The organism is Kitasatospora sp. NPDC057940 (genome assembly GCF_042887425.1).
Classification (GTDB): Bacteria; Actinomycetota; Actinomycetes; order Streptomycetales; family Streptomycetaceae; genus Kitasatospora.
Genome location: NZ_JBHVPH010000014.1, coordinates 57,804 through 84,554 on the forward strand (window position 1 = coordinate 57,804; position 26,751 = coordinate 84,554).

20 protein-coding genes, 1 pseudogene and 1 CRISPR repeat array are annotated in these 26,751 nt (G+C 69.0%); of the genes and pseudogenes, 10 read left to right on the forward strand and 11 right to left on the reverse strand.

Annotated elements, in window-relative coordinates; genetic code table 11:
* On the reverse strand, positions 1–241 hold a 241-nt coding region (locus ACFVTF_RS21820), incomplete at its 3' end, for a hypothetical protein (protein ID WP_387815675.1).
* A gap of 1,059 nt (positions 242–1,300) precedes the next feature.
* Between ACFVTF_RS21820 and ACFVTF_RS21825 the strand changes: the two genes are divergently transcribed.
* The 4 genes from ACFVTF_RS21825 to cas7c all read left to right on the forward strand — a co-directional run bounded on the left by ACFVTF_RS21825 (position 1,301) and on the right by cas7c (position 7,316).
* Positions 1,301–3,439, forward strand: a complete 2,139-nt coding sequence (locus ACFVTF_RS21825; RefSeq protein WP_387815677.1) for a CRISPR-associated endonuclease Cas3'' — start codon at positions 1,301–1,303, stop codon at positions 3,437–3,439.
* Between the two features lie 465 nt (positions 3,440–3,904).
* Positions 3,905–4,597: a type I-C CRISPR-associated protein Cas5c gene (cas5c, locus tag ACFVTF_RS21830; RefSeq protein ID WP_387815679.1), complete on the forward strand. Its 693-nt coding sequence runs from the start codon at positions 3,905–3,907 to the stop codon at positions 4,595–4,597.
* 1 nt (position 4,598) lies between these two features.
* Positions 4,599–6,425, forward strand: coding sequence for a type I-C CRISPR-associated protein Cas8c/Csd1 (gene cas8c, locus ACFVTF_RS21835; protein ID WP_387815681.1), 1,827 nt, complete (start codon positions 4,599–4,601; stop codon positions 6,423–6,425).
* Positions 6,426–6,458: 33 nt separating this feature from the next.
* Positions 6,459–7,316, forward strand: a complete 858-nt coding sequence (cas7c, locus tag ACFVTF_RS21840; protein WP_387815683.1) for a type I-C CRISPR-associated protein Cas7/Csd2 — start codon at positions 6,459–6,461, stop codon at positions 7,314–7,316.
* 1,754 nt (positions 7,317–9,070) lie between these two features.
* Positions 9,071–10,137: a CRISPR direct-repeat array (repeat unit 36 nt; unit sequence GTGGCGGTCGCCCTCCGGGGCGGCCGAGGATCGCAA).
* Between the two features lie 171 nt (positions 10,138–10,308).
* Here the strand turns inward: cas7c and ACFVTF_RS21845 are convergent.
* The 4 genes and pseudogenes from ACFVTF_RS21845 to ACFVTF_RS21860 all read right to left on the reverse strand — a co-directional run bounded on the left by ACFVTF_RS21845 (position 10,309) and on the right by ACFVTF_RS21860 (position 13,407).
* On the reverse strand, positions 10,309–11,349 hold the full coding sequence (locus ACFVTF_RS21845; protein WP_387815808.1) for a tyrosine-type recombinase/integrase: 1,041 nt from the start codon (positions 11,347–11,349) through the stop codon (positions 10,309–10,311).
* A pseudogene (locus ACFVTF_RS21850) lies at positions 11,350–11,559 on the reverse strand (Arm DNA-binding domain-containing protein); the annotation flags it as partial.
* Between the two features lie 553 nt (positions 11,560–12,112).
* Positions 12,113–12,721 (reverse strand): restriction endonuclease, encoded by a 609-nt coding sequence (locus tag ACFVTF_RS21855; RefSeq protein ID WP_387815685.1) that lies wholly within the window; start codon positions 12,719–12,721, stop codon positions 12,113–12,115.
* On the reverse strand, positions 12,718–13,407 hold the full coding sequence (locus tag ACFVTF_RS21860; protein ID WP_387815687.1) for a hypothetical protein: 690 nt from the start codon (positions 13,405–13,407) through the stop codon (positions 12,718–12,720). Before ACFVTF_RS21860 ends, ACFVTF_RS21855 begins: the two co-directional genes overlap by 4 nt.
* A gap of 1,231 nt (positions 13,408–14,638) precedes the next feature.
* Between ACFVTF_RS21860 and ACFVTF_RS21865 the strand changes: the two genes are divergently transcribed.
* Positions 14,639–16,786 carry a DEAD/DEAH box helicase gene (locus tag ACFVTF_RS21865; protein ID WP_387815689.1) on the forward strand — a complete coding sequence of 716 codons (2,148 nt, stop codon included), beginning with the start codon at positions 14,639–14,641 and terminating at the stop codon, positions 16,784–16,786.
* Positions 16,773–17,432 (forward strand): DUF2290 domain-containing protein, encoded by a 660-nt coding sequence (locus tag ACFVTF_RS21870; protein ID WP_387815691.1) that lies wholly within the window; start codon positions 16,773–16,775, stop codon positions 17,430–17,432. Before ACFVTF_RS21865 ends, ACFVTF_RS21870 begins: the two co-directional genes overlap by 14 nt.
* Positions 17,433–17,963: 531 nt before the next feature.
* On the opposite strand, the gene ACFVTF_RS21875 is transcribed toward ACFVTF_RS21870, so the two are convergent.
* Positions 17,964–18,815: a tyrosine-type recombinase/integrase gene (locus ACFVTF_RS21875; RefSeq protein ID WP_387815810.1), complete on the reverse strand. Its 852-nt coding sequence runs from the start codon at positions 18,813–18,815 to the stop codon at positions 17,964–17,966.
* Positions 18,700–19,179: a hypothetical protein gene (locus tag ACFVTF_RS21880; RefSeq protein ID WP_387815693.1), complete on the reverse strand. Its 480-nt coding sequence runs from the start codon at positions 19,177–19,179 to the stop codon at positions 18,700–18,702. Before ACFVTF_RS21880 ends, ACFVTF_RS21875 begins: the two co-directional genes overlap by 116 nt.
* A 181-nt stretch (positions 19,180–19,360) precedes the next feature.
* Between ACFVTF_RS21880 and ACFVTF_RS21885 the strand changes: the two genes are divergently transcribed.
* Both ACFVTF_RS21885 and ACFVTF_RS21890 read left to right on the forward strand, forming a co-directional pair.
* On the forward strand, positions 19,361–20,209 hold the full coding sequence (locus ACFVTF_RS21885; protein WP_387815695.1) for an oxidoreductase: 849 nt from the start codon (positions 19,361–19,363) through the stop codon (positions 20,207–20,209).
* On the forward strand, positions 20,206–20,823 hold the full coding sequence (locus tag ACFVTF_RS21890; protein WP_387815697.1) for a TetR/AcrR family transcriptional regulator: 618 nt from the start codon (positions 20,206–20,208) through the stop codon (positions 20,821–20,823). Before ACFVTF_RS21885 ends, ACFVTF_RS21890 begins: the two co-directional genes overlap by 4 nt.
* 29 nt (positions 20,824–20,852) lie before the next feature.
* On the opposite strand, the gene ACFVTF_RS21895 is transcribed toward ACFVTF_RS21890, so the two are convergent.
* Positions 20,853–21,239: a winged helix-turn-helix transcriptional regulator gene (locus tag ACFVTF_RS21895; protein WP_387815699.1), complete on the reverse strand. Its 387-nt coding sequence runs from the start codon at positions 21,237–21,239 to the stop codon at positions 20,853–20,855.
* A gap of 135 nt (positions 21,240–21,374) precedes the next feature.
* Here ACFVTF_RS21895 and ACFVTF_RS21900 point away from each other — a divergent pair, with 135 nt between their 5' ends.
* Positions 21,375–21,785, forward strand: a complete 411-nt coding sequence (locus tag ACFVTF_RS21900) for a RidA family protein (protein WP_387815701.1) — start codon at positions 21,375–21,377, stop codon at positions 21,783–21,785.
* Between the two features lie 215 nt (positions 21,786–22,000).
* Here ACFVTF_RS21900 and ACFVTF_RS21905 read toward each other — a convergent pair whose 3' ends face one another.
* The gene (locus tag ACFVTF_RS21905; RefSeq protein WP_387815705.1) at positions 22,001–22,324 is read right to left on the reverse strand and encodes a hypothetical protein; all 324 of its coding nucleotides are present in this window, start codon (positions 22,322–22,324) and stop codon (positions 22,001–22,003) included.
* A 132-nt stretch (positions 22,325–22,456) separates the two neighbouring features.
* Positions 22,457–22,756, reverse strand: a complete 300-nt coding sequence (locus tag ACFVTF_RS21910) for a YciI family protein (RefSeq protein ID WP_387815707.1) — start codon at positions 22,754–22,756, stop codon at positions 22,457–22,459.
* Positions 22,757–23,231: 475 nt separating this feature from the next.
* On the opposite strand from ACFVTF_RS21910, the gene ACFVTF_RS21915 reads away from it, so the two are divergent.
* Positions 23,232–25,388: a tetratricopeptide repeat protein gene (locus ACFVTF_RS21915; RefSeq protein ID WP_387815710.1), complete on the forward strand. Its 2,157-nt coding sequence runs from the start codon at positions 23,232–23,234 to the stop codon at positions 25,386–25,388.
* On the opposite strand, the gene ACFVTF_RS21920 is transcribed toward ACFVTF_RS21915, so the two are convergent.
* Positions 25,372–26,643, reverse strand: a complete 1,272-nt coding sequence (locus ACFVTF_RS21920; RefSeq protein WP_387815712.1) for a hypothetical protein — start codon at positions 26,641–26,643, stop codon at positions 25,372–25,374. The two genes, ACFVTF_RS21915 and ACFVTF_RS21920, sit on opposite strands and share 17 nt — an antisense overlap.
* Positions 26,644–26,751: the final 108 nt, after the last annotated feature.

Sequence of the window (26,751 nt, forward strand, 5' to 3'; positions counted from 1 at the left end):
CGGGGTGGCCGAGGATCGCAACACCGTCGCCCAGCTGACCGACATCGGCTACGCCGAGGTGGCGGTCGCTCTCCGGGGCGGCCGAGGATCGCAACTCCAGCACCGCCAGCACGCGGTCGGTGAGGTTGAGCCGTGGCGGTTGCCCTTCGGGGTGGCCGAGGATCGCAACACCGTCGCCCAGCTGACCGACATCGGCTACGCCGAGGTGGCGGTCGCTCTCCGGGGCGGCCGAGGATCGCAACGCGCAGCTCCTCGGCGAGAACTCGCCGTTCCTGGCCGTGGCGGTCGCCCTTCGGGGCGGCCGAGGATCGCAACTACCTGAACCAGTCCCTCGTCGCGCACGAGATCCGCGTGGCGGTCACCCTTTTGGGCGGCCGAGGATCGCAACGCGCAGCTCCTCGGCGAGAACTCGCCGTTCCTGGCCGTGGCGGTCGCCCTCCGGGGCGGCCGGGGATCGCAACACCCACCCGGCCGTCACCGGTGAGGTGTGGGACACGGTGGCGGACGCCGCTCCGGGCGGCCGGGGATCGCAACCATCGTGGAACCGGCTACGCTCACCCCGCCCCGGGGTGGCGGTTGCCCCTTCAGGCGGCCGGGGATCGCAACACCTGCGGGCTAGGGTGCTCCCGCGAGAGCTCCTCGTGGCGGTCGTCCTCCGGGGTGGCCGAGGATCGCAACACCGTCTCCACCAAGCAGAACGCCGCCTACCGCAAGGGTGGCGGTCGCCCTTCGGGGCGACCGAGGATCGCAACCCGCACTACGCCACCGCGCTGGACGCCGCCTCCACCGTGCGGCCGTCCTCCTGGGCGGCCGAGGATCGCAACGGCCAGTTCCCCGAGGTGAACCTGACCGTTTTCCACGTGGCGGTCGCCCTCCCAGGCGGCTGAGGAACGCAACTGCTACCACCCCGGCACCGCCGCCGACCTCCACCAGTGGCAGTCGTCCTTCGGGGCGGCCGAGGATCACAACATCCAGCCCGACGGCGCAGTGTGGGACTGCGGCTCGTGGCGGTTGCCCTCCGGGGCGGCCGAGGATCGCAACGTTGCCGCGGCGGTGGGGACCGTGATCTCCATTTGGTGGCGGTCGCGCTCCTGGTCGGCCAAGGATCGCAACGGTATCCCTCTGCCACAAGGCTGACGTAGCGGGCGCTGTCTGGGGCGGGCGAGCGCATCAACGTGGTTGTCAGCACCTGGGATGGCTACTTCTCCTCTAGATAGTTTGGGCTTTTGCAGCGACCTGATGCGGGGGCTGGTCGCAGTCGCAACTCGTGTGTCGTGGCGGGTGGGTAGCCTTGTGGGTCATGCATGACGAGCCTCTCTATGCCCATTCGCCCAATGGTGCTGGCCGGTGGCATCTGCTGGGTGATCATCTTCGTGGATCGGCTGCACTGGCTGCTCGGTTCGGTGCGGTGTTCGGTATGGCTGCCGCGGCTGAGTATCTGGCGTTGGTCCACGATGTGGGGAAGGGTGGGTGTGCGTGGCAGGACCGGCTGGTGGAGGTTGCCGGTACCGGTGGGAGGGTCGGGATCGACCACAAGAGGGCGGGGGTCCGTCTTGCGGCGCAGTGTTTGCCGGGGCCTCTTGCGGGGGTGGTGGAGGGTCATCACGGGGGTTTGCGGTCCTGGGGTGAGATGCGTGCTTTGCTGCGGGAGTTGCGGGCGCGGCCTGGTGTTGTGGAGGAGGCGATTCGCCGGGTCTCGGCGGCGGTTCCCGAGATCGAGTCTGCGGGGATCGCGGTGCCGGATTGGCTGTCAGACCCCGACAGCGACAGCGACTTCGCTGATGTCGACCTGATGGTCCGGATGCTGTTCAGCTGCGTCATCGACGCCGATCGCCTGGACACCCGCGCGCACCACCTGGGCCGGGTTCCGTATGTGCGCCCGGACGCGGACATGGCCGCTCTCGGCGAGCGGTTCGAGGAGGCCCGGAAGGCCATGCTCGCCAATCGCCAGCCGTCGCGGATCGACGGGATCCGTACGGGCATCTACGAGCAGGCTGTGGCTGCAGCGGACGGCGAGCCGGGGATCTACCGGCTGCACGTGCCGACCGGCGGGGGAAAGACCCTGGCCGCGGCCGCGTTCGGGCTGCGCCATGCCGCGCGCAACGGCCAGCGGCGGATCGTCGTCGCGGTGCCGTTCATCAGCATCACCGAGCAGAACGCCGCCGTCTACCGGAAGATGCTCGGCGAGCGGGACGTCCTCGAACACCACTCCTCCGTCGATCTCGAGCTTGCGGGATGGGCCCGGTTGGCGGCGGAGAACTGGGACGCGCCGTTCGTGATCACGACCACGGTGCAGCTGTTCGAGTCACTCTTCAGTCGCTCGCCGTCGAGGATGCGCAAGCTCCACCGGCTCGCTGGTGCGGTGATCGTCCTGGACGAGGTCCAGGCGCTGCCGGACCGGCTGCTGGTGCCCATCCTGTCGGCGCTGCGGGGTCTGACGGAGCGGTTCGGCACGACGGTGCTGCTGTCGTCCGCGACCCAGCCGGAGTTCAGCAGTATCGACGGGACCGGGCACCGGCACGTCATCTCCGACCCGGCGCCGCTCTTTTCGGCTCTCGAACGCGTCCGCTACGAGTGGCGCGAGGACACCACGTTGGCCGCCATGGCGAGCGAAGCCTCCCGGCACGAGCAGATGCTGATGGTCGTCTCGACCACGCGCGACGCCAACGCCGTCCACGAGCAGCTGCCCGTGGGTGCCCTGCATCTGTCCACCCGCATGACCTCGGGACACCGCCGGGAGACGATCGAGGAGATCCGCACGCTCCTCGCGGCCAAGCGGAGTGTCCGGGTTGTGTCCACGTCGCTGATCGAGGCCGGCGTCGACCTCGACTTCCCGATTGTCTTCCGTGCCTGGGCCCCGCCGGAGAGCCTCCAGCAGGCGGCCGGCCGCTGCAACCGCGAGGGCCACCTGCACCGCGGAACGGTCGTCGTCTTCGAAGCCCACGACAGCGGCAGGATCCCGGACCCGTCGTACATGCTCTCCCTCGGCATCGCAGGCAACCGCTTCGGCGACGGCCCCGACAAGGCCGACCCGGACGACCTCACCGCACTCGCCCACTACTCCAGGACCCGCTACCGGCTCCAGGGCCTCGCCAACCTCGGGGACCCGATCGAGGCGCTGCGTCGGGAGCTCGACTTCCCGGCCGTGGCGGAGCAGTTCGTCATGATCGGCGAGAGCACGGCGAGCGTCGTCCATGTCCGGCCTGAGTTGAAGCCTGAGGAACAGGCTGCGGCCCGTGCTGCCATCGACATGCTTCGCACGGGTCAGCCCTGCGGGCCCGAGGCCCAGCGCGTCCTGCAGCCCCACATCGCCGGTATCCCCAGGGTCGAGGCTGACGCGGCGCTGGAAGCCGGCCACGCGAAGCTCATCGTCGAGGACCTCCTCGAGTGGGTCGGCCCCTACCACCCACGGCGCGGCATCGAGCCGCCCAGCCGGTAGCGGTAGCCGGTCGACCGTTGGCGGCCGCGCCAACTTTCCATCAGGAGCAGGCTGTTGGTCACATGCGCAGGCGCTTCGGGCTCCTTCCCCATCCTGAGCGCGAGGCGGACCGGCGGGGAGAGCCCGGCCGGAGGGTGCGGGTTGGGTAGGCTCCCCAGCGTGGCGCCGCCCTCCCGCGAGGGGGTGGCGAGGATCGAAACATAGGCGTGTTGGTGTCTGTCCGCGCGCTCGCGCCCCCGTCGGCTTGCCGGCGGGGGCGTCATTGTCAGTGACCCCTGATACACATTCGGCAACGGCAAGGTCGTCGCAAAACACGGCACCGCTGAGGCTGTCAAGCACTCCCGTGAAGCAGCTTCATAGGCGTGTTCGTGGTGCTACGGTCCATGCCTGACACATCGTCACATTGCCCTGGAGAGGGTGATTACCTTGCCGAGCCATGCCCAGACACGCTGGCCGGAGCCGCCGGTGACCGTCGAGCTGTGGGGACCACTGGCCTGCTTCACACGGCCCGAACTGAAAGTCGAACGGGTCAGCTACCCCGTCATGACGCCCTCCGCGGCCGTCGGAGCACTCAGCGCCATCTTCTGGAAACCGGAGATGACCTACGTCATCCAGTCGATCGAGGTCCTCACCCCGATCGACTGGATCAACATCCGACGCAACGAGGTCAAGTCCGCCATCACCGCACCCCGCATCAAAGCCCTGCGCACGGACCACAGGGAGCGCTACGACGTCGAACACGACCGCGACCAGCGCAACACCGTCGCGCTTCGCGACGTCGCCTACCGGGTGAACACCCAGATCGTCCCGACCCGCAACGCCAAGGCACCGGCCGCCAAATACCGCGAGCAGCTGCGCCGCCGCACCGAACGCGGCGGATGCTTCTCCCAGCCCTTCCTCGGATGCCGCGAGTTCTCCGCGGGCTTCGGCCCGCGCGGATCATGGCCCGGCAGCCCCACCGGCTCGAAGGCCGACCCCATCGAGCGCACCGAGGAACTCGGCGTGATGCTGCACTCGATCAGGTACGGCGACCGCGGCCAGGAGACCTACCACTGGTTCCGCGCCAGCCTGGACAACGGCGTGCTCCACGTTCCGCGGCGCCCCCTGGGCGACGACGAAGTCCACATGCCCGCCGGCTCCTGGCGAACCGGAGCCTGACATGCTGCTGCAACGCCTCACCGAACGCGTCGCCGACCAGGAACAGTCCTACACGAAACCCGCGACGATCAAATGGGCCGTGCTCATCGACGGCGACCACACGCAGATCCAGGACCTGCGCGTACCCAAGGGCCAGCCCGCGCTGCGCCTGGACGTGCCGACCTCCACCCGCACGGTCGCCATCGCACCCTGCCTGCTCGCCGACAACGCCCAGTACGTCTTCGGCGTACCGAAGACCGACCCCAAGACCGGAGAGGTCAAGGACAAGGACGCCCTTCGGGCCGCGAAGTGCCGAACGGCCTTCGCCGACCTCGCCCGGCAGTGGGCAGCCGCCAACCCCGGCGACCCCACCGCGCAGGCCGTCGTCCGCTTCCTCGCCACCACCACGAGGGCCCCGGACGACATGGCCGCCGGCGACCTGGTCGCCATCAGCGTCGACGGACAGTGGGCCCACCAGCACCCGAGCGCACGCCAGTTCTGGACGGACAAGGTCAGCGACACCAAAGGAGCAGGCAACACGGGCCTGTGCCTCGTCTGCGGACACCAACGCCCGCTGCTCGCCACCGTGCCCATCTCGATCGCCATGGGCGCCATCCCCGCCAAGCAGGCCAAGAGCACCCAGCTCGTCAGCGTCAACACCGCCGCACAAGGCCGCGCAGGCGTCAGCGCCGGACTCGCCGCCACCCCGCTGTGCGAGACGTGCGGGACAGCGGCCACCACCTCCCTCGGAGAGCTCCTCGCCGACCCGAAACACCGCAGGCGCGCCGACACCGCGGTGACGGTCTGGTGGACCCGAGAACCTGTCAAGCGCAACGGCTTCGGCAACCTGGACGACCCGCAGCCCGAGGACGTCGCCCACCTCATCGGGAAGATCTTCAAGCCGGGCACCGGGACCACCGAATACTCCGCCGACGTCAACAAGTTCTACTCCGCCACCCTCGGCGCGAACTCCTCACGCGTCGTCGTACGCGACTGGATCGACGTCCCCCTGCCCATCATCGAGGACTGCCTCGGCCGCTGGTTCCGCGACCACCAGTACCTCGACCCCTGGTCACTCAACGCTGCCCACCAGAGCACGGCGGACGTCCCCGACCAGCGGTACAAGGTCTACCCGCTCTGGAGGCTCACCCTCGCGTGCGCCCGATGGGTCAAGGCCGAGAAGAAATACCACCCCAAGACCATCCCCGAAGGACTCGACGAAGCACTCCTCCACAGCGCCCTCCACGGCACACCACCCCCCGCCTGGATGCTCCCCCGACTCCTCGCACGCATCCGCGCCGACCGCCGCATCGACGGCCCCCGCACCGCCCTCCTGCGCCTCGCCCTCACCCGCCACCACACCCAGGAGCACGGCATGCCCGGCCTCAACCCCGACGCCAACGACCCCGCCTACATGTGCGGCCGCCTCTTCGCCACCCTCGCCGCCGTCCAACGCCGCGCCGCCAAGGACACCGGACGCACCGTCAACGCCACCATCACCGACAAGTACTTCGGCACCGCCATGAGCAGCCCCGCCACAGTCCTTGCCAACCTCCGCGCCGGCGCCGAAAACCACCTCCGCATCATCCGCCGCCGCAATACACCCACCGCCAACGCCCTCGAAGCCCGCATGCGCGACATCTACCACCACCTCGACGACGTCCCCCTGCTGCTCACCGTGCCCGAGCAGGGCCGCTTCGTCCTCGGCTACGAGCACCAGCGGGCCGCCGACATCACCGCCGCCCTCGCTCACAAGGCCGCCAAGGAGAAGGCGGCAGAGACGGCCGAGCCCCAGCCCCTCGAGGCCGGTGCGCTCTTCGACGTCTCGGACCTCATCGAAACCGCCTGACCACCCCCACCCACCAGGAAGCGAGAACCCACCATGACCGTCCCCGCCCACCTCGACCCCGCGCGCAAGCACGACTTCGTGTTCCTCTTCGACATCGCCGACGGAAACCCCAACGGCGACCCCGACAACGGCGGCGCCCCCCGCACCGACCCCATCACCATGCAGGGCTACGTCACCGACGTCGCCCTCAAGCGAAAGATCCGCAACACCGTCGCCCTCCTGAACTCCGGCCGCCCCGGCTACGACATCTACGTGGAAGCAGGCGTCGCCCTCAACGCCCAACACGAACGCGCCTACGACACCGGCAACGCGGCCAACGAATCCGAAGCCCGCAACTGGATGTGCAAGACCTTCTACGACGTCCGCATGATGGGCGCGGTCATGACCACCGGCAAGAACCGCGACCGAACCGCCGGCCGCGTCCAGGGACCCCTGCAGCTCACCTTCAGCAGGTCCATCGACCCCGTCACCACGATCGAAGTCCCCATCACCCGCGTCACCCCGACCCGAGTCGAGGACCTGGCCACCAAGCAGACCGAGATGGGCACCAAGAACATCGTCCCCTACGGCCTCTACAGGGGCGCAGGCCACTTCTCGGCCCCCCTCGCCGCCAAGACCGGCGTCACCAGCGACGACCTCCAAGCCCTCTGGCAAGCCTTCGAAATGATGCTCGAACACGACCGCGCCGCCGCCCGCGCCTCCATGGCCCTGCGAGGACTCTGGGTCTTCAGCCACTCCGACGCCTACGGCCAAACCCCCGCCCACAAGCTCCTCGACCGCGTGCACATCACCCCACTCGGCCACACCGCGGCACGCTCGTACTCCGACTACAAGGTCACCGTCGACATGGACCTCCCGGAAGGAGTCAGCCTCACCGCGCTGGTGGACTGACTGGCTACTTCACCGATGCGGTGCGGACGAGTCCTCCGCGGTTACACAGGGCACAATTCTCTGGCGGCCACCTCTGGGTGGCCGAGAATCGCAACGGCACCAAAGCCGAAGAGCTGGGTCAGGCTCTGCTGGCGGTCGACCGTTGGGCGGCCGAGAATCGGAACTCGCACTCGGCTTCCAGCGCGCCCCCGACCAGCCTGGTGGCGGTCGCCCTCCGGGGCGGCCGAGGATCGCAACCTGGACCAGCGCCATGCCCTGGACGAGGCCGTCCACCGTGGCGGTCGCCCTTCGGGGCGGCCGAGGATCGCAACCGCACACCCCGACGAAGGTCGCGCTCGCCCAGCGGGTGGCGGTCGCCCTTCGGGGCGGCCGAGGATCGCAACATCAAGTCAGTCATGCCGTGTCCAACGACCCACGGGGTGGCGGTCGCCCTGCGAGGCGACCGAGGATCGCAACTCTCATCCGACTGGCCAGGTCCGCGCCGCTCCAGCCGTGGCGGTCGCCCTGCGAGGCAACTGAGGATCGCAACATGTTGAAGAACGTGGCGACGGCTCCGCCGAGGCCAGGTGGCGGTCGCTCTCCGGGGCGGCCGAGGATCGCAACTCCTACGGTGCCCCGCTCGCCGAGGGAAAGGAGTGGGTGGCGGTCGCCCTCCGGGGCGGCCGAGGATCGCAACGCCTGTGCAGGCGTCAACCTGCGTCGCGGTGCCCATGGTGGCGGTCGCCCTCCGGGGCGGCCGAGGATCGCAACTGCACGTGCATGTAGGCGAAGTCAGGCGCGCCGCCCTGGTGGCGGTCACCCGCCCGGGCGGCCGAGGATCGCAACCACGACGTCGTGTTCCCGTCGATCGTCGCGCGCGCGAGTGGCGGTCGTCCTTCGGGGCGGCCGAGGAGCGTAACATGCGGGACGTCCTCTGGGGCATCGCGGAGGACCTGAGGTGGCGGTTGCCCTCCGGGGCGGCGGAGGATCGGAACCCGCATCCGGCGCTGGCCTGGATGACCAGGTCCGTAGTGGCGGTTGCCCTTCAGGGCGGCCGAGGATCGCAACAGCATCAGGGCCGTTAACCTGTTCCTGGCCCAGGCCGTGGCCGTCGCCCTTCAAGGCGGCCGAGGATCGCAACCCGACGTTCTGCCGTCTCTCACTCAACATACGAAGTGGCGATCGCCCCCTCTTGGGGCGACCGAGGATCGGAACCAAGTCCCCGATATCGCAAGGATTTTCGGCGTGCCGGTGGCTCTCGCCTTAAGGAGCGTCCGGGGCTCGCAACTCCGCCTCCGACGCCGTGACGAGCCGTGTACTGTGGCGAGGCGGTCGCCCCTGCGGGGCGGCCGAGGACCGCAACGCATCACTGAGCCAAACGCCGTCCGGCGGCAGATAGGTGGCGGTCGTCCCCCGGCGGAAGGGGGCGACCGAGGGTGCAACGCCCTGCTTCAGAAGAAGGAGGCCAGCCGATGAGCACGATGGCGGTTGCCTCCGCAGGGCGGCTGAGGATCGCAACACGCTGGACTGCGACTCGCTGACCGCCTCGGCGATGTGGCGGTCGTCCTCCCGGGGGCCGAGGATCGTAACTACGCCCACCTCAAGGGTGGCCAGTCCGCCCCGGAGGTGGCGGTTGCCCCCCGGGGTAGCCGAGGATCGCAGCACCGACCAGATTGTTCGCCTGAATTCCGACCTTCCGCACTGGTGGTTGCTCCCCGGTTCGGCCGAGTATCGCCATGGCGTCTCCTAGTCCTTGGGGCGGCGGCAACGAACAGGTGGCGGTCGCCCCCTTGGGACGACCGAGGATCGCAACCAGAAAGTCTCGACCTTGTGGTTCTCCTCCACGTCGTGGCGGTCGCCCTCCCAGGCCTCCGAGGGTCGGAACACGAAGAAGTGCCAGCGCGTGGGCCGCGACACCCTCCAGCGGCGGTCGCCTTTCCGGGCGGCCGAGGATCGCAACGCGATGTGGTCAACCACCGTGCGTCGCAGGACGACGGTGGCGGTCGAGCTTCGGGGCGGCCGAGGATCGAAAGTCACGCACAAGGGTGAAGCCGGAGGTGAGGTAGGCGTGTGGCGGTCGCCCTCTTGGGCGGCCGAGGATCGCAACCTGTATGCGCGCAACAGCCGCGGCGGTAAGAGCGTCCGTGGCGGTTGCCCCTTGTGGCGGCGGAGGATCGCAACGATCCGTACATGACCCAGAACATCGAAGGGCCCGCGGGTGGCGGTCGCCCTTCGGGACGGCCGAGGATCGCAACTCCGCCGCCATGGAGCCCCGCCCGTTCCACGCCCCTGTGGCGGTCGTCCTTCGGGACGGCCGAGGATCGCAACACGGCCTGCGCCTGGCGGACGACGTCCTCGCCGGGGTGGCGGTCGCCCTCCGGGGCGGCCGAGGATCGCAACTACGACGCGTCGATCCCGTACGCCGACGACGACTCCGAGTGGCGGTCGCCCTCCGGGGCGGCCGAGGATCGCAACACCCCGACCCCCGACGAGACCGAACTCGCCGAGCGGTGTGGCGGTCGCCCTCCGGGGCGGCCGAGGATCGCAACGTCCCGCTGATGCTCCCGGCCTGGACGGTGGTGCCGGTGGCGGTCGCCCTCCGGGGCGGCCGAGGATCGCAACTGTCCGGGCACGGCTGGCACGGGGACACCGCCCCGCGGTGGCGGTCGCCCTCCGGGGCGGCCGAGGATCGCAACCCGAGCTCCGCGATGACGGACCGGCCCTCTTCCGAGGTGGCGGTCGCCCTCCGGGGCGGCCGAGGATCGCAACGCGTCGGACATCGCCACGTTCAGCGCCACGGACCCCGTGGCGGTCGCCCTCCGGGGCGGCCGAGGATCGCAAACCCGCGTGGAGGGATTCTCACTGAGGCTTTGTCCGCTGCTGACGGTCACAACCGCCTGCTGACCGAAGGGCCACCGAATCCCTTCGGACAGCAGGCGGTCACATTCTGTGGTTGGTGTGGCAGTGGGCCGCCCTGTCGGACCTGCTCGAGATCTGGTGGGCGCCAGCTCGGCTACGCCGCGAGGGGCAGGTCGTCGTCGTCACGGGGGACAGCCCGGAGCTGGCGTGCCTGGGCCCGGTCGAGGGCGGAGGCGAGCGCCTGGACGGCCTGGTCGGCGGAGTCTTTGAGGAGGTGGCCGTAGAGGTTGATGGTGACGGCGATGGTGGAGTGGCGCAGGGTCTTGGAGACGACGGCGATGGGGATGCTTTCGGCGATCATGATGCTTGCGGCGGTGTGGCGGAGGTCGTGAAGGCCGATGCGGGGAAGTCCGAATTCGGTGGTGCGCTTGCGGAGATGGTCGAGGACCCACTGAGGTCGCAGCGGTGTTCCGCCCGGGCGGGCGAAGACTAGCCCGTCCAGCCGGCCGTCCGGGTGGGCGTTCATCTGGATCGCGGCCTGGCGATGGAGGGCAGCCATGACTCTGGGGGAGAGGCTGATCCAGGCCCTGCTGGCTTCGGTCTTGGGCTCGCGGAGGTGGATCTTCCCGTTGTCGATGGCGGCCAGGGTCCAGCGGACGTAGAGCTTGCGGTCCATGAGGTGGACGTCGGACCAGTGCAGGGCGAGGATCTCGCCGCGGCGCATGCCGGTGCCGAGCATGACCTCGAACAGGTCGGTCAGCTGGTCCGCGTACTGCTCGGCGCCGTGCTGCAGGAAGGTGGCGGCCTGCTCGGGGGTCCAGCAGGTGCGCTCGGCCGCGCGGGGCCGGGCGGGGACGGAGTGCTTGGCCGGGTTGTAGCGCAGCCCCCAGGTCCGCACCGCGTGGTTGAGGGCGTTGCGCAGGGTGGAGACGATCCGGTAGACGGTGACCTTGCCGCGCTTGGCCTTGCGCTGGGCGGCGATCCAGCGCTCGACGTGCTTCGGGCGCAGGTCGGGCAGCCGGTAGTGGCCGAACGCGGGGATCAGGTCCCGCTCCACGCACGCCTCGTAGCCGGCGTACGTGTTCGGCGCAAGCTCCTCCTTCTTCACCGCCAGCCACTGCCGCAGGAAGCCCGCCACCGTGACGCGCCGGTCCTCGTACACCCCGCGCAGCTCACCGTCCAGCACCGCCCTCATCTCGCGGGCCGCCTCCGCGCGGGTGGCGAACCCACCGCGCCGGCGGGTCTTTCGCTTCCCATCCTCGGGGGCCAGGTCGACGCAATACGTCCACGACCCGTGACCCGCCTCCTCCAACAACCGCACACACCACGGACCCAACTGCCTCCCGTGCCCGTCCGAACAACCACACCGCCGGTACACCCGACCACGCTGCGCACGCTGTCCCATGAGCTTCCCCTTCTCTCGGACTGGGTAGTGCCTCTGGGGCAAGAGTGGCTGCCGTGTCGGGTGTGGCGGCAGAGCGTGCGGGGCGGTGCACGAAGTACTCAGAACCACATGGCGAAGACACGCTCAAGACGACACACCGCCCGGAAGATCACTGCCCGCAATCGGTGGGTAGACGACCATGATCCGCCCGCAGGAGTCGGCTCCGTGGGCTGGCCGACGGCATCGACGCAGGCGCAGTCGGGCAGGCGCGACGCCGCTCGCTGAAGGGCCGACAGATCTCGATCACCGGCAGTAGTTGCGGCGGGGCGGTCGGCCTGGGGACCACTTTGGGACCACGCGGGATGAGCGCCTATGGGCGCTGATGGTCCGAAACGGACACTTCTGCACGAAGTAAACACTGAGCAACTGTCAGCTCTCTGCGCCGGCGATTCCGCCGGAAAGTCCCAATTCACTTGTGCCCCAGGATGGTTGAGCAACAAAAAAGCCGAGGCCGCGAGGCCTCGGCTGCCGACAGTAGTTGAACCCCTTGACTGGGGGTCAAGGGGTCGCAGGTTCAAATCCTGTCGTCCCGACGTGAGTCGGAAAGGCCGTTGGCCGGGAGAAATCCCAGGTCAGCGGCCTTTTTGTTGATGGTCCGACAGGTGGTGGGCGGCTGTGACGCTGCGGCTTTGCGATCTTGCTGGGGACCAGCCAGGGACCGCAGCCATCGGCCAAGGGGTCGCCGCAACCCCGTGCGGCGGCCGCGGGTTCGTCTACACGAGGTCGCCGGCCTGCCAGCCCGGGGGACCTTGGGCAGTCCGATCAGGGCGTCGATGTTCAGGTGCTCGGCGAGTAGGGTCTTGAGGTTGCGGCCGCCGATGAGGCGGAGGCGGCCGTTGCGGTGGGCGAAGTCGTAGCTGTCCTTGCCGAACCACGAGGTGGTGACGACGATGTAGCCGGCGTCTTTGTCGTGCATGACGCCGGACATGGCGCGGACGGTGTTCACCGGGACGACGTTCTTGGAGCGTTTGGCCTGGATGGCGAAGATGGTGGATCCGGTCGGGTCGGACAGTGTCGCGACGGCGTCCACACCGTCGTCGCGGGAGCCCTGGGTGCGCCAGGTCTCGTAGCCCATGGCTTCGAAGAGTTCGCGCACCAGGTGTTCGAAGTCGTAGGGGTTCATCTGGAGCAGGTCGGGCCGGCTGTCCAGGTGGCGACCACGGCGGTGTCGGTGGTGATGCGGTAGCGGGACAGGTCGGCCTCGACGACAGGCGTGACCGGTTCCAGGTCGTGGGGGTGCTTGGAGACGGTGGCGCCGAGGCGGTGGAGGCACTGCTGCGGGTCGAGTCTGGGCTCGTCCAGGACCAGTTCGGCGAAGTCCTTGCGCTCGGCGACGACGCTGACGACGCAGGCCCTGACGGTCTGGCCGGTCGCCCGGTCGGTGTTGTTGACGCGGCCGTTGAGGATGACGGTCTCCACGAACGAGGCCGGGGTGGCGGAGAACGCTTCGTCCAGCGCGCGCAGTGCCAGGCGGGCCACGAGTCGGGCGTAGGCCTCGTGGATCTCGGCCTGCTTGGCGGGCTGGGGGACGACCTTGGCCTGCTGCGCGACGTAGCGGTAGGAGGCTACCGCGGGGACGATCTCGTGGTTGGGCAGCTCGACGTCGACCAGGAGCTGCTGGGCCTCGGGGACGTAGACTGCCTGGGCCGCGGTCCGGCAGCCTGGGGGGACAGGGGGAGCGCTGCAGCAGGTCCTCGATCCGCTCCGCGACGCCCTGAGGACCTTCTTGAGCGAAGGCCTCTTCGATGTGCGGGTGCCATGCCTCCAGACCTTCGGGGCGCAGCAGCAGGACTGATTCCAGTTCCTCACGGCGCCGGTTGCACTCGGCGGTTCTCTCCTCGGCCTGGGCCTTGAGCCGGGCCGTCTCGGCTTGCCGGGCTTGCCGTTGGGCTTCCTTCTCGGCCTGGGCGTCCGCGCGCTTCTTCGCCTCCTCCTCCCGGCGGCGAGCCGTCTGGCGCTTGGCCAACTCGGCTTCCACCCGGGCGGCTTCCTTGGCGCGGGCGGCCTCCTCGCGTTGGAGGTGCTTCTCGCCGGCGGCCAGGAGCCGGGCGTGTTCGACGGCCGGGTCCACCTTCCGCATCCTGGGACGGGGTTGAGCTGCTGGGGCGGCAGCGCGGCCGGTCGCCTGTTGGGCCCCGCCCTGTGCCTGCACGGCTCGCGCCTGCTGCTTCAAGCGGTACGCCTCGGCGAGGATTTCCGCCACCGTCTTTCGGCGTGCCACCCGGTCCACCCCCTGGTCCGTGGCAATGCGAACCCGCATGGGGGCCGCGCTGCCTGCGCGATATGACAGCAGCCCTGCCCGGCTGGGGCCGCCGGAAATCCGCCGTGGGATCGGAGCGGGGTCGGAGCAAGCATTGGGTGGCATCGTGCTGGTTTCGTCGAGGAGACGGAGCGCTCATTCGGGTGGGGGAGCGCGGGGTTGCCGTCGTGCGTCACTACCTCGCGGTTGAACAGGTCGAGAACGGCGTCCAGCGACACGGTGATGCCAGAGACTTGGAGGCTGCCGTGAAGGTTGCGCGCCGTCTGTTCGCGGTGAAGCAACCGGACCCAGGGTTCCGCACCTTCTTCGTTGTCTGTCACAAGTCCACTTCTACAACAGCGTGGTCGGTGGCTATCTAGGGGTGTCAAGCCCATCTCGCACGACAAGGGCAGGGTGAGCGTTTCTGTCACATGAGGCACATAGGTGCGATCCGAGTCGCCGCAGTTGGGGCATCGATGCCCAGGAACCGCCACCAGTATCAGGTAGCGTCCTTGTCCCCCGGCCAACGCAGTCGGCTCGCAGCCACCATCCGCGAGCTGCACCAAGTCGTCCAAGACCTGACCGCCGAAGCCGCTTACTACGCGGCATCAGTCGCGACCTGGATCCCGGCTACTGCACGGTGCATCGCTATGCGAAGCCCGCGAACGATGACGAGCTTCTGGTGGTTGTCGCATCGACTCTGCGGTGGAGACAGACCTGGATCATTAGGATGAGTGACGACCGGTAAGCACGTGTGTCACGGCTACGCCTGACCACATCAAGAGGGAAGAGAGCGCCGTAGTGCCGCTGGAGGTTGTATACGGCGAGAGCCGAGACCGGAGCACCGCATCGCAGCTGGCGGAGAAGCTGCGTGAGGTGGTCTCCGATGGCACGGTGTATCTCGGGTATCCGGTGCTGGCCACGGCTGACGACCGTGTTGAGGTGGATGCTCTCCTGGTCAGCAGGGGTCACGGACTCGTGGCCTTCCTCCTTGCGGACACCATCCCACGTGATGCGGACGGATGGGACGTTGTCTCCTCGGCCCAGGATCGTCTGTACAACGTCCTGGAGAGCACGCTCGGCAAGCACAGTGGGCTGCGTCGGCGTCGGCAGCTGGCTCTGAAGATCTCCACGGTCACCGTCTTCCCGGGGCCGGTAGGCGATCAGCCCTCCGATGTCGAGGGCATTTACTGTGACCTACTAGACGTCGCCACGGAAGTGGCGGGCCTCGATGGTATCGATGAGGACACCGAGCGGGCACTGCAAGCGGCGCTGCAGCGAGTAACGACGATAAAGCCGGTCAAAAAGCGCTCATCGGTCCAGGACGCGTCCTCCCGCGGCGCTACCTTGAAGGTGATCGAACGAGGTATTGCGAACCTAGACCAATGGCAGAAGGCTGCCGCAATCGAGACACCTGAAGGGCCACAGCGGATCCGTGGCCTGGCTGGATCGGGCAAGACGGTTGTTCTTGCTCTTAAGGCTGCCTACCTGCATACCCAGCACCCCGAGTGGCGCATAGCAGTGACCTTCCACTCCCGAGCCCTATATCAGCAGATCCAGGACTTGGTGGAACGCTTCACATTCGAGTACAGCAACGACCGCTACGACGAGCAGTTTCTGCAGATCATGCACTCCTGGGGGTCGAGCTCTAAGGCAGGCATGTACAGCGAGATGGCCCGTGCTGTGGGGGTCACACCGAGGGACTGGAACTACGCGCGCGCAACCTATGGCATGGACAACGCTTTCCAGGGGGTGTGCCAGGAACTCCTCGCGGTGGTGCGTGCCGGCTCACCCGAGCCGGTCTTCGATGCGGTCCTCATCGACGAGGCCCAGGATCTTCCGCCGGAGTTCTTCCAGCTCGTCTATCTACTGACGAGGGACCCCAAGCGCATCGTCTGGGGCTACGACGAGCTTCAGAAGCTGTCGGAGTCGGCTATGCCCGGGACCGATGAGTTGTTCGGAACAGGTCCTTCGGGGGAAAGCCTCGTCAGTCTCGCTCAGCAGGACAAGCAGCCGCGGCGCGACATTGTGCTGCCGGTCTGCTACCGCAACACCCCCTGGGCACTGGCCACAGCCCACGCCTTGGGAATCGGCGTGTACCGCAAGGACGGCCTGCTGCAGCATTTCGACGCCCCCGAACTGTGGGGGGAAATCGGATATAACACGGTCCACGGCAGTCTTGCTCTCGGCTCAGCGGTGACGTTGGAGCGGGCGGAGTCGAGTTCCCCGGCCTACTTCCGTGAGCTGCTAACCTCGGACGACGCGGTCATCATGAAGCGATTCGACGATCAGGCTGCCCAGGACATCTGGGTAGCTCAGCAGATCAAGAAGAATTTGACCGAGGACGAACTTGAGCACGACGACATCCTGATCGTCTTGCCCGATGTCTACCGTGCCAAGTCCCGGGCCCCGCGGCTAATGCAGACACTCCTGCAATACGGGATCGCCTCGCATCTGGTGGGAGTCGGCACGAGTGTCGACGAGGTGTTCAAACGGGACTCCGTCGCCCTGGCCCACATCTACCGGGCCAAGGGCAACGAGGCTCCTATGGTCTACGTCATCGATGCTCAGCATGCAAACAGTGATCATCAGACCGTTACCCGTCGCAACACCCTCTTCACTGCCATCACCCGCAGTAGAGCGTGGGTCCGCATCGTGGGTTGGGGCGACCGGATGTCCGCGATCTCCCGCGAGATCGACGCGGTTCGGGAGAAGAATTTCCGTCTCGGCTTCACCATTCCCTCGCGCGAGGAGCTGGACCAGCTTCGCCACCTTCACCGCGACCGATCTGACGATGACCGTGCTGTGGTACAGAAGGCCAAGGATGGACTTCAGGCCTTCCTCGAAGCCTACGAGACCGATCAGATCGATCTCTATGACCTTCCGCCCGCAATGCGGACACGGCTGGTGATGAAACTTAAGGAAGACATGCCGCGTGACGACGACTAGAACGGTCGCGGAGGAGGTTCGAAACCTCCTCGACTATCTTCTCAACGCGGAGATAGCCGCTTACGTCAACACGGTCTCTGTCAGCGGGACGCGCGTTTCCTGGCACGCGACAAACCCTGGTATCCCTTTCCTGGTCAATCGAGGAGACCCAACCCTTCAGGACTACCGGCGATGGGCCCAGGCCAGCGCCTATTCAGCTCTCCTGTTCGATGGCGCGTTGCTGCAGATCACCTATGAGATTGAGAGGGGAGAGATCGCTGGGCACCGACTCGCCTACATCCCCTGCCCTTACCGTCTGGACAGCGAACTTGTGCGCCAGGATCCGATCATTGATGTGATTGATCTTCACGTCGAGACCGAGCCGACGAACATGGTTCTGCACTCTGCGATCCGCTTCGACTTCGACCCCGGGTCTGCAGCTCCGGGCCATCCGGCGGCGCATTTGACCATCAACTCTGCCAACTGCCGAATCGCCTGCGCTGCACCGATGCATATTGGGCGGTTCACCGATTTCATTTTCCGACACTTCTATCCTGACCTCTGGAAAGCCCATCTTCCGTTCTTCGGAAGCTCAGCGACCAGGGAAGTCGGCCCCCGCACACTTACCCATGATGAGCGCAACACCCCGCACTTGTACTGGAGCTAGAACACCCTGCGCGGCGAGTTCAGGCAACGCTTCGCATGTCGCCGCACGGCCGCAGGAAGGCGCAGTCAGCGCCGATACCAACTCATTGAGGTTGCTGGCCGGCAATCTCATTTTTCGCCTGGCAACGAACTGGAGGAAGACACTTAGACTCGGCAAGGGTCGGCTACAGCGACTGTTTTGCTAGCCCGGTGGCTTCTGTGTTGAGGCCGTGACTTTGTCGAGGAGATTCCCAAAATTCCCGAATTTCCATTCGTCGATCATCGCCGAGTAGACATCAATCAGGGCTTGCGGGAGTGAGTAATTCGGCTCCTCGAAGTAACCCCTAACGTGATGTTGTGGCCAGCTGCCAGGTATGACACCGCGGAGCGTAGGCGGCCCACGTGCGCGAGGAAGTGCTTCGCCCAGGCGGCGCCGATGTCACCAACGTCGGCGCCTCCGTGCGCTATGAAGTTCCGTGCCTTCCCGGCACACCGCAGCACTATGGTCTCGGTGGAGCACGACATGTGGCCAGTGAGCTGGTGCAATGCCCGTCTATTGAACGAGACGTAGATGACGAGCTGGCGCCTCGGTTGCTGCTGCCTGGGCGGGTGCTGCCGTCTGCGAGGTGGTCCGGTCTGCTGACAGGTGCCTGCTGAGGGTGCGGCCTGCGTTCTGGATGGAGCTCTTGTCCGGGTGGAGATATTGCTGGGTGGTGGTGATGTGGCCGTGTCCGGCGATTTTCTGGAGGACGTGGATGGGGACGCTGGCGTCGGCGAACCAGGTGAGGCCGGTGTGCCGGAGGTCGTGTCGGCGCAGGTACTCGTAGCCGAGGCTGACGACGACTTCGTCCCAGTGGGTGGCGTCGCGCAGGATCGCGGTGGTGATGCGTCCGCCGCGAGGTCCGGTGAAGAGCCGGGCCATGGGGTCGTTGCCGACCACGGTCATGCGCCAGTTCACGAGGTCGCGGATCTCTTCGATGATGGGGACGGTGCGCCGCCGCTTGCCCTTGGTGCCTTTGTCGATGAGGCCGCCGGGGCCGGTGGTGGTCTGGCGGCACAGGTACCAGGTCCAGTCGAAGCGGTTGATGTCCTTGACGTGGACGCCGGAGACTTCGCCGATGCGGGCGGCGGTGCAGGCGGCGAAGCGGACGATGTCGCCCCAGCCGCGGTAGTGGTTGTGGGAGCGCTCGACCAGGGCGTTGGCGAGTTCGTCGAGGGCGTCCCAGTCGGCAGGGATCGGGGGTCGTCGAGTTCGTCCTCGGCTTTCTTGTAGAGGCGTTGCCAGCCGCTCATGCGTGATGGGTTGAAGTCGATGAGGCCGTCGCGGACGGCTTGCTCCATGATGCGCACGAGCGGGGCGAGGCTGTTCTTGACGGAGGAGATGCTGAGCCCGTCGGCGATCCAGGAGTGCAGGGCCGGTCGGCGATGCCGTTGGTGATGCTGGTGACGGGTATGTGGCCGAGGACCGGGATGACGCGCAGCTTCCAGCCGGCGGTGCAGGTGTCGAGGGTGGTGGTCTCCAGGCCGCGCATCGCCAGGTCCCAGTTCTCGTCGCCGTACTCGGCGAGGGTCATGGGAGTGATGCCGCGTGCCGCGGCCCGCGTCATGCGGGCGATCCAGGCCTCGGCTTCGGTCTCCGTGGGGACGGAGGAGGAAGCCGACTTGCGACCGCCGCCGTTGGGGTCTGTCCACCGCACACGGGCGCGGTAGCGGAACTGCGGGCGGCGGTCGGGGCGGTGCTCGATGTCGGTGGTGAGGTCGACACCCATGGGGACGGTGGTTTCCACGGCGATCGGCTCTGCGGCCGCGGAGGGTCCGGGCCGGACGGCGACGACGAGGCCGGTCCCAGCCTCCCGAAAATCTACGCACCGATAGCAAAAATCGACGTAGTGTAGATTTCTGGCCGAGGAGGCGGTCGACCTCTTCGGAACACCCCTTTCTGGAGGAGCGATGGAGCAGCGCAACTGGCTCATCACCGGCGTCAGTACGGGTCTGGGGCGGGCTATCGCCCGGGCCGTCCTGGACGCCGGGCACACCGTGGTCGGCACCGTTCGCTCGGTGGGCGATCTGCGGGCTTTCGAGGAGTCGGCGCCGGGGCGCGCCCACGGCCGCATCCTTGACGTGACCGACGACCGCGCGGTGTTCGACACGGTCGCGGAGGTGGAGCGGAACATCGGCCCGCTGGACGTCGTCGTCGCCAACGCCGGCTACGGACTGGAAGGCACCTTCGAGGAGACCCCGCTGGCCGAGGTGCGGCGGCAGTTCGAGGTCAACGTGTTCGGGGCGATGGCCACGCTTCAGGCCGCACTCCCTCACCTGCGCCGGCGCCGCAGCGGCCACCTGATGGCCGTCACCTCGATGGGCGGCCTGATGGCCGTGCCCGGCATGTCGGCCTACTGCGCCAGCAAGTTCGCCCTGGAGGGCGCTCTGGAGGCACTGGGCAAGGAGGTCGCCCAGTTCGGGATCCACGTCACGGCGATCGAACCCGGCTCCTTCCGCACCGACTGGGCCGGACGGTCCATGACCCGCGCCGAACGGAGCATCGAGGACTACGACGACCTGTTCGCCCCCATCCGCAAGGCGCGGCAGCAGGCCAGCGGAAACCAGCTGGGCGACCCGGTCAAGGCCGCCGGAGCCATCGTGCACATCACGACCGTCGAGCAGCCGCCGGCCCACCTCCTGCTCGGCTCGGACGCGCTGCGGCTGGTCGGCGCCGCACGCCGGGCCGTGGACGCGGACATCCGGACCTGGGAAGCGCTCTCCCGCACCACCGACTTCCCCGACGGGGCACAGCTGTGACGCCCGACCACGTCACGGCCAGGGGCCGGAGGACCGGTGAACGCAAGGGCGACGCGCGGGAGCGGGCCATTCTCGACACCTGCGAGGCCCTGCTGGCCGAGAAGGGCTACGAGGCCATGACCGTGGGCGACATCGCCGGGGGTGCCGGCATCACCCGGGGCGCGCTGTACTTCTACTTCGGCTCCAAACAGGAGGTGGTGACGGCCCTGGTGGCCCGGACGGTGGAACATCTGTGGGAGCGGTCCCGGGCCACCGCGCAGGCAGAGGACCCGCGCCTGGCCGTCGCGGCAGCCATGCGGCGCACGGTGGAACTGTGGGACGAGCACGGCCTGGTGATGCGCACCGCGATCGACCTTTCGCTGACCGTCCCCGCGATCGGGGAGCTGTGGAGCCGCACAGCCGACCTGTTCACGGCGGCCATCACCGCCGTCCTGGAACGCGCCGACGTCCGGCCCGGTGCCGGGGCGCAGGACGCCCCGGCGATGGCGCGCGCCCTGTGCTGGATGATCGAGCGGACCTTCTACCATGCCTCGCAGCAGTCCCCCCGGGAACTGCGGATGGCATCGGCGACCTGCGAGCACATCTGGCTGACCAGCGCCGGACTGGCCGGCTGACCACGCACCTCAGGTCGGGGTAGGGGTGCTCAGCGGAGGCGGAGGCCGCCCTCCTCCTGGCCGTCGAAGACGCCGCGGGCGGACTCGATGGCGGGCAGGTTCGCGTCGGCCCAGGCCAGCAGGACGTCCACCGGGTGGCGCAGGGTCTTGCCGAGCGGGGTGATCCGGTAGGTGACCGCCACCGGGCGGGTGGCGGTCACTTCGCGTTCGATCACGCCGTTGCGTTCCAGCCGGCGCAGGGTCGCCGTCAGGGACTTCTGTGTGACGGCGGGGATCGCCCGGCGCAACTCGTTGAAACGGCACGGGTGTTCGCACAGGCGGTCGAGTACGGCGAGTGACCACTTGTCCAGCACCTGGTCGAGCAGTTCACGGTGCGGGGCGTCGATGCGCAGCCCGGCGGGGTCGGTGGTATCCACGGCGAAACCTGGTCTCGTTGAAGTTCCTTCGGGCTACTAAGTATCTTCCGTATACCGGGTCGAGGCGTCAAGAGTGACGCCCCGTCGGCGCCTCCCCGCCGTCCGGCCGACCGTCCGTGAACAGGAGAAACCACCGTGACCGTCCGGCACTTCACTCCCAAGGGCATGATGCAGCCCGCCCCGTACCACCACGTCGCCGTCGGCACCGGCACCCGGCACGTCCACGTCAGCGGGCAGGTCGCCCGCCGGGCCGACGGCACGCCGGTGGCGCCCGGCGACCTGGCCGGGCAGGTCGCCCAGGCGCTGCGCAACACCGCTGTCGGCCTGGCCGGCGCCGGGGCCTCGTTCGCAGACGTGCTCCGGCTGACGTTCTACGTGACCCACTGGCACCCTGGGCTGATCGGCGCGTTCATGACCGGGGTGGAGGACGTCGCCGGGGAGGTCGGGCTGCCGCTGCCGATGCCCCCGGCTTCGCTCATCGGTGTCGAATGCCTCTTCGAGCCGGACGTCCTGGTTGAGGTCGAGGCGACCGCACTGCTGGACTGAACCTGCGGTCCGCGCACGCACCCGACGGATCCGGGGTCGTGGAGCTCACCGGGCGGCGGGCCCTCCGGCGCCACGCGGCCTCACGGCCCAGCCCGTCGCGCAGCTATGCGGCCGGTTCGAGAGAAGTTCCGTGAGTGGCGACCTGCGGATTCGCGACCGCCCCGAGGATCACGCAGCGTCCAACTGCGGCACCCCTGCGGTCAGGGTGCTGCGGTTCAGGTGGATTCGGCGATATGGATCGTGTCGATGCCCTGGTCCATGAAGGTGGCCGGGTTCTGGCCCTCCGCCTCCAGTTCTCGTTCTTCGGTCCGGGTGAGGTCACGCAGGGGGTTGATCGTGAGGCGGCGTCGCCGGTGGTCCAGGTGGCGGCGACGCGGCCGTCGATGAGGACAGCGCGTTGTCCGGCGGCGCCGGCCGCCTCGGACGGTAACTTCACTGCCCCCGACAAGACTTGCCCCCGACCACCGTGCACCGTCAACGACCTCGGCGAGCCTGTGGGCGCGGTCGGCCGCTTCCGGGTACGGCACGACCTCCTTCACCCTGGGAAATGAAGGAGGTCGCTGAAGGACAGCGGCAGTGCGGTCACCTGAGCGAACGGTGCCGGCTGGGGGCGTGGGTGGCACCACAGCCGGCTCCGTTGTCCGGCTCCCCCGTGATCGCCAGGACAGCTCCTAGGAGGGCGGGTTCTCCTTGTACTGCTCCAGCGGCTGCGCCGTCTTCATGGCGACGAACTTCGTGATGGTGTACTCGGCCACTCCGGCCACCGAGAACGGGTCGCTGTTGGTGATCTCCTCGATCTTGGTCCGATCGTCGCCGACCGCCAGGATGACCGCGCCGTCACGCGGGTCCTTGCGTCCGGAGGCCAGGAAGATCCCGGACGCGTAGTGGGAGTCGAGCCAGGCGTGGTGTTCGGGCGCGCACGCTTCAACGCGTTCCAGGGGTGCGGTGTAGGTCAGCTCAAGGATGAACATGGCGATGATGGTAACGCTTGGCGATCGTTCCGTTACGCGGACCGGGCGGGCCGGATCGGCCGGGCAAGGCCCACGCCGGGGTGGAGGGATCGCGTGTCGCGGGGCCTGAAGGAGGAGTCGGCCGCGGACACCTTCGCACCGGCAACCGCGCTCGGCAGGATGTGGGCCGTTCGGGCCCATCCGGGGGATCCCCCGACGAACGGGCCCGGGCCGACTGGGGGCAGGCGCCGTTCAGGCGGTCACCCCGCAGCGGTGGACCGGGCCGGAAGCGCAATACGGCCGAACGGTGCATCGTCCTGCGCCGCGCCCGTCGCTCGGGGGTGGTCGGGCCGGCGGAGGAGCTGCGGCGGGGAGGGGAGGCGGGAGTGGGCCTGCTGGTGTCGTGTCCGGGGTGGGGTTCGGCAGGCTAGCGTGGGGGCGGACGCGAGGGTGCGGCGGTGTTGGTTGGGTGCCGCGGTGGAGCAGGGGGTGTGGGGTGTTCGAGCCGGTGTCGCTGTCGGCGGTGGCCGCTGTTTTCGGCGCCGTGGGTGCGAGCGTGGCGAGCGAGGCCGGTAAGTGGGCCTGGGAGTCGGCGGGTGCCTTCGTCCGCCGGGTGACCGGGCGGGACGTGCCGGCGCCGACCGGTGCCGTCGAACGGGCTGCTGTGGCGCAGCTGTTGCTGGATGTGGCGGGGTCGGACCCCGCGCAGGCCAGGGCGCTTCGGGCCTGGCTGGGGGGCCAGGGCGGGGGCTGGTCCGGGCCGTTGGCGACGCCCTCCCTGCTGCCGCCCTCGGACCGCTTCTTCACCGACCGGCGCAAGGTGCTGGCGCTGTTGGACAAGGAGGCCGGGCGGAAGACGGACGGCACGCCACGCGTCAGCGTTCTGTACGGGCCTCAGGGGATGGGTGTGAGCGCCGCGGCCGTTCACTGGGGAGCCCTGCAGCGGAAGCGGTTTCCGGACGGGCAGCTGTACGCGGACCTCTCCGGCGGGTCGCCGGCCACCGCACCCGATGCGGCCGCCGTGCTCCGGCAGTTCCTGATCCACCTCGGCATGCCGGCGGACCGGGTTCCGCCGGCCGCGCAGGACCGGGTCGAGCGGTTCCGGTCGCTGGTCGCCGAGCGGCAGCTGCTCGTCGTGCTGGACCACGCCCGGTCGGCGGCCCAGGTCCGGCCGTTGATCACCGCGGCTCCGGGCGTCGTCACGGTCGTGGTGGCCCGGCGTCCGCTCACCGGTCTCGACGCCGTCCCGATTCCGGTGGGGCCGCTGTCCGACAAGGACGCCAGGCGGCTGCTCACGGACCTCGCGGGGAAGGAGACCGTCTCCGCCGCCGGCGCCGCCCTGGTGGATGTTCTCGAACGGTGCGGCGGATCGCCCTTCGCCCTGCGCGCCGCGGCTCCCCGGCTGGCGTTCATCCCCCAGCAGCGCCGGGGCCGGGGCGGTGGTGGCGACGGCGATCCCCATGCGGGTGATCCGGTGCGCGCCGCCGTGCAGGAGTCGTACGAGGTACTGGAGCCGGAGGAGGCCCGGCTGTTCCGGCTCTGTGCCCTGCGGCCGTGGCCGGCCGTCGGTCCCGAGCTGGCCGTGGCGGTCGCCGGACCCGGCGGACCCACGGTTGAGCGCGCTGGCGTCCTGCTGGCCGGGCTCGCCGAGGCCGGACTGGTGGAGGCCACGCCCGAGGGCCGCTACCGCTACCGGCCCGCCGTGCGCCGGTTCGCCGAGGAGCAGGCGGCGCGGGTGGACGGTCTGGCCGCGTGCGCGGGTGCGGTGACGCGTGCCGTGGAGCACCTGCTGCGCTTCGCCGTCCGGGCCGACTACGCGGCGTTGCGGGAGCGTTGGCACGTCGGGCCGCTCTACCGGGAGCTCGGGCCCGGCGACTACCCGGACGCCGGTGCGGCGTTGGCCGCGCTGGCCGCGGAGGTGGGCAACCTGGTCGAGGCGGTGCTCGCCGCCGAGGAGTTGGCCGCGCCGGCCACGGCGTGCGAGCTCGCGGAGGCGTCGTGGGCGGTGCAGCTCAAGGCCGGTCGGCACGAGGTTTTGTTGCCGGCGCTGCGCACCGCGGTGCGGGCGGCGGTCGCGCACGACCCGGACTCGGCGATGGCCGGCCGGATGCACACCCAGTTGGCGTTCGCCCTGATGGAACTGGACCTGCTGGCCGAGGCCGAGAGCTGCCTGGTCGACGCCTCCTCGGCGTTCGAACGGGCCGGTCACCTGCTGGGCCAGGCCACGGCCGTCGAGTCGCTCGGGCTGCTGAGGCTTCGGCAGTGGCGGTGGCAGCCCGCGTACGACTGCTTCGAGCAGGCCGACGGACTGCTCGCCTCGATCGGACCGGACCACGAGCGGGCGGGGGACGTTCCGCGGGCCCGGGCGCTGTTGAAGCGGCACCGGGGGCGGGCGCTGCGAGGCCTGACCGAGTACGAGCGGGCCCGGGTCTGGCTGACGGAGGCGTTGTCCGACTTCCGGCGTCTGCGCGACAACTACAACGCGGCCCGCACCCTCACCAATCTCGCGGAGACCTGGGCGGACACCTCGGCGACGGAGGAGGCGCTGGCCGCGATCGACGAGGCCGCCGCGATCCTGGACCGTGAGCAGGCGGAGCCCCATCTGCGCTACCTGGCGGGCCTGCGGCAGCAGTGCCTCATGGAACGGGACTGACCAGGACCGGGTGGGACGCGCCGCCGGTGCGCACCGTCAGCTCCATCGGCGGCAGGGATCGCAGGGGTTGTAGGGATTGCAGGGGTCGGGGGACGGCGGCGTTGTCCACTTGGGCGAACAGCGCCGAGGCGGCCGCCGCCGGGTCGAGCGAGGGGCTGGTGAGGCGGACGAATCCCCGGTCGCGCAGCAGCACTTCACAGGTGTCCGGGCCGGAGACGAAGGCCGCGAGCGAACAGTTCGGGTAGCGGGCGAGCGTCGCCGCGGCCCACTCCCGGGGCGGACCGATCCGGGGGTCGTCGGCCTCCCCGTGGCGGAGGATCGCGTCGGCCAGGCCGAGGAGGCCCTGGTCGAGGGTGTCCTCGTGCACCGCGAGGTGGTCGGAGCCCGGTCCGGAAGGCCCGTACCGGCCTTCGGCGACCCGCTCGACGGTGACTTCGTACGGGCGGGGCCCCGGGTGGGTGCGGACCCGCAGCGGCACGGTTCTGGTCGGTGGCCGGTAGTCCGGGAGTGGGAGCAGGTCCAGGAGGGCCGGCTCTGTCGGCTCGGGCAGCCCCATGACCTCGTAGAAGAGCGAGCGCAGCAGGGCGGCTGCCTCACCGGGTGCCGAGGTGGTCAACTCGCCGGGACTGGTGAGGAATTGATGATCCATCAGGACCTTGTCCAACTGCGGTCGCAGAGGGGAGTCCAGGGCGAGCCGGGGGGCTTCGCGGACGAAGGCCGCCACCGGCGAGGTCGCGCCCAGGACCTCGTCGGAGGCCGCGCCGAGCAGAACGGGGGTGCCCAGTGCCGCGGCGTAGTAGCTGACCGAGCCGAAGTCCCCGATCACCGCGTCGGCGGCGATCAGTGCCTGTCGCCAGCTGTCGAGGGGGTCGATCAGGGTGAGGCCGGCCCGCTCGGCGCGGTCCAGCCAGAGGCGGACCTGGCCGGGGCCGTGGCCGTGCCAGATGTTCGGGTGGAGGACGGCCGCCACCCGGTAGTCGTCGACCGGGAGTTCGGCGGTGAGGCGGTCGAGCAGCCACGGCAGTGGGTCGTTCGCGCCGGCGTCACCGAAGAGCGACTGCGGGTTCCAGGTGGAGTTGAGCACGATGAGCCGCTGTCCGGGCCGGACGCCGAACGCGCGGCGATGGCGTTCCCGGTGCGGAAGGGCGGCCAGGATGCGGTCGAAGCAGGGGTCGCCGCCGAGCACCGCCGTCGGAGCGGCCTCGGGGCAGGCTTCGCGCAGCCGGCCGAGCTGCTCGGGGTGGGAGAGCACCATCGCCCGGGCGAGCGGAACCCCGTCGGACAGCAGCCACTCGGGCGCCAGGCCGAAGACGGGGGCATGCGGCGCGTTCGGTGTTCGGTGTTCGGTGTTCGGTGTTCGGTG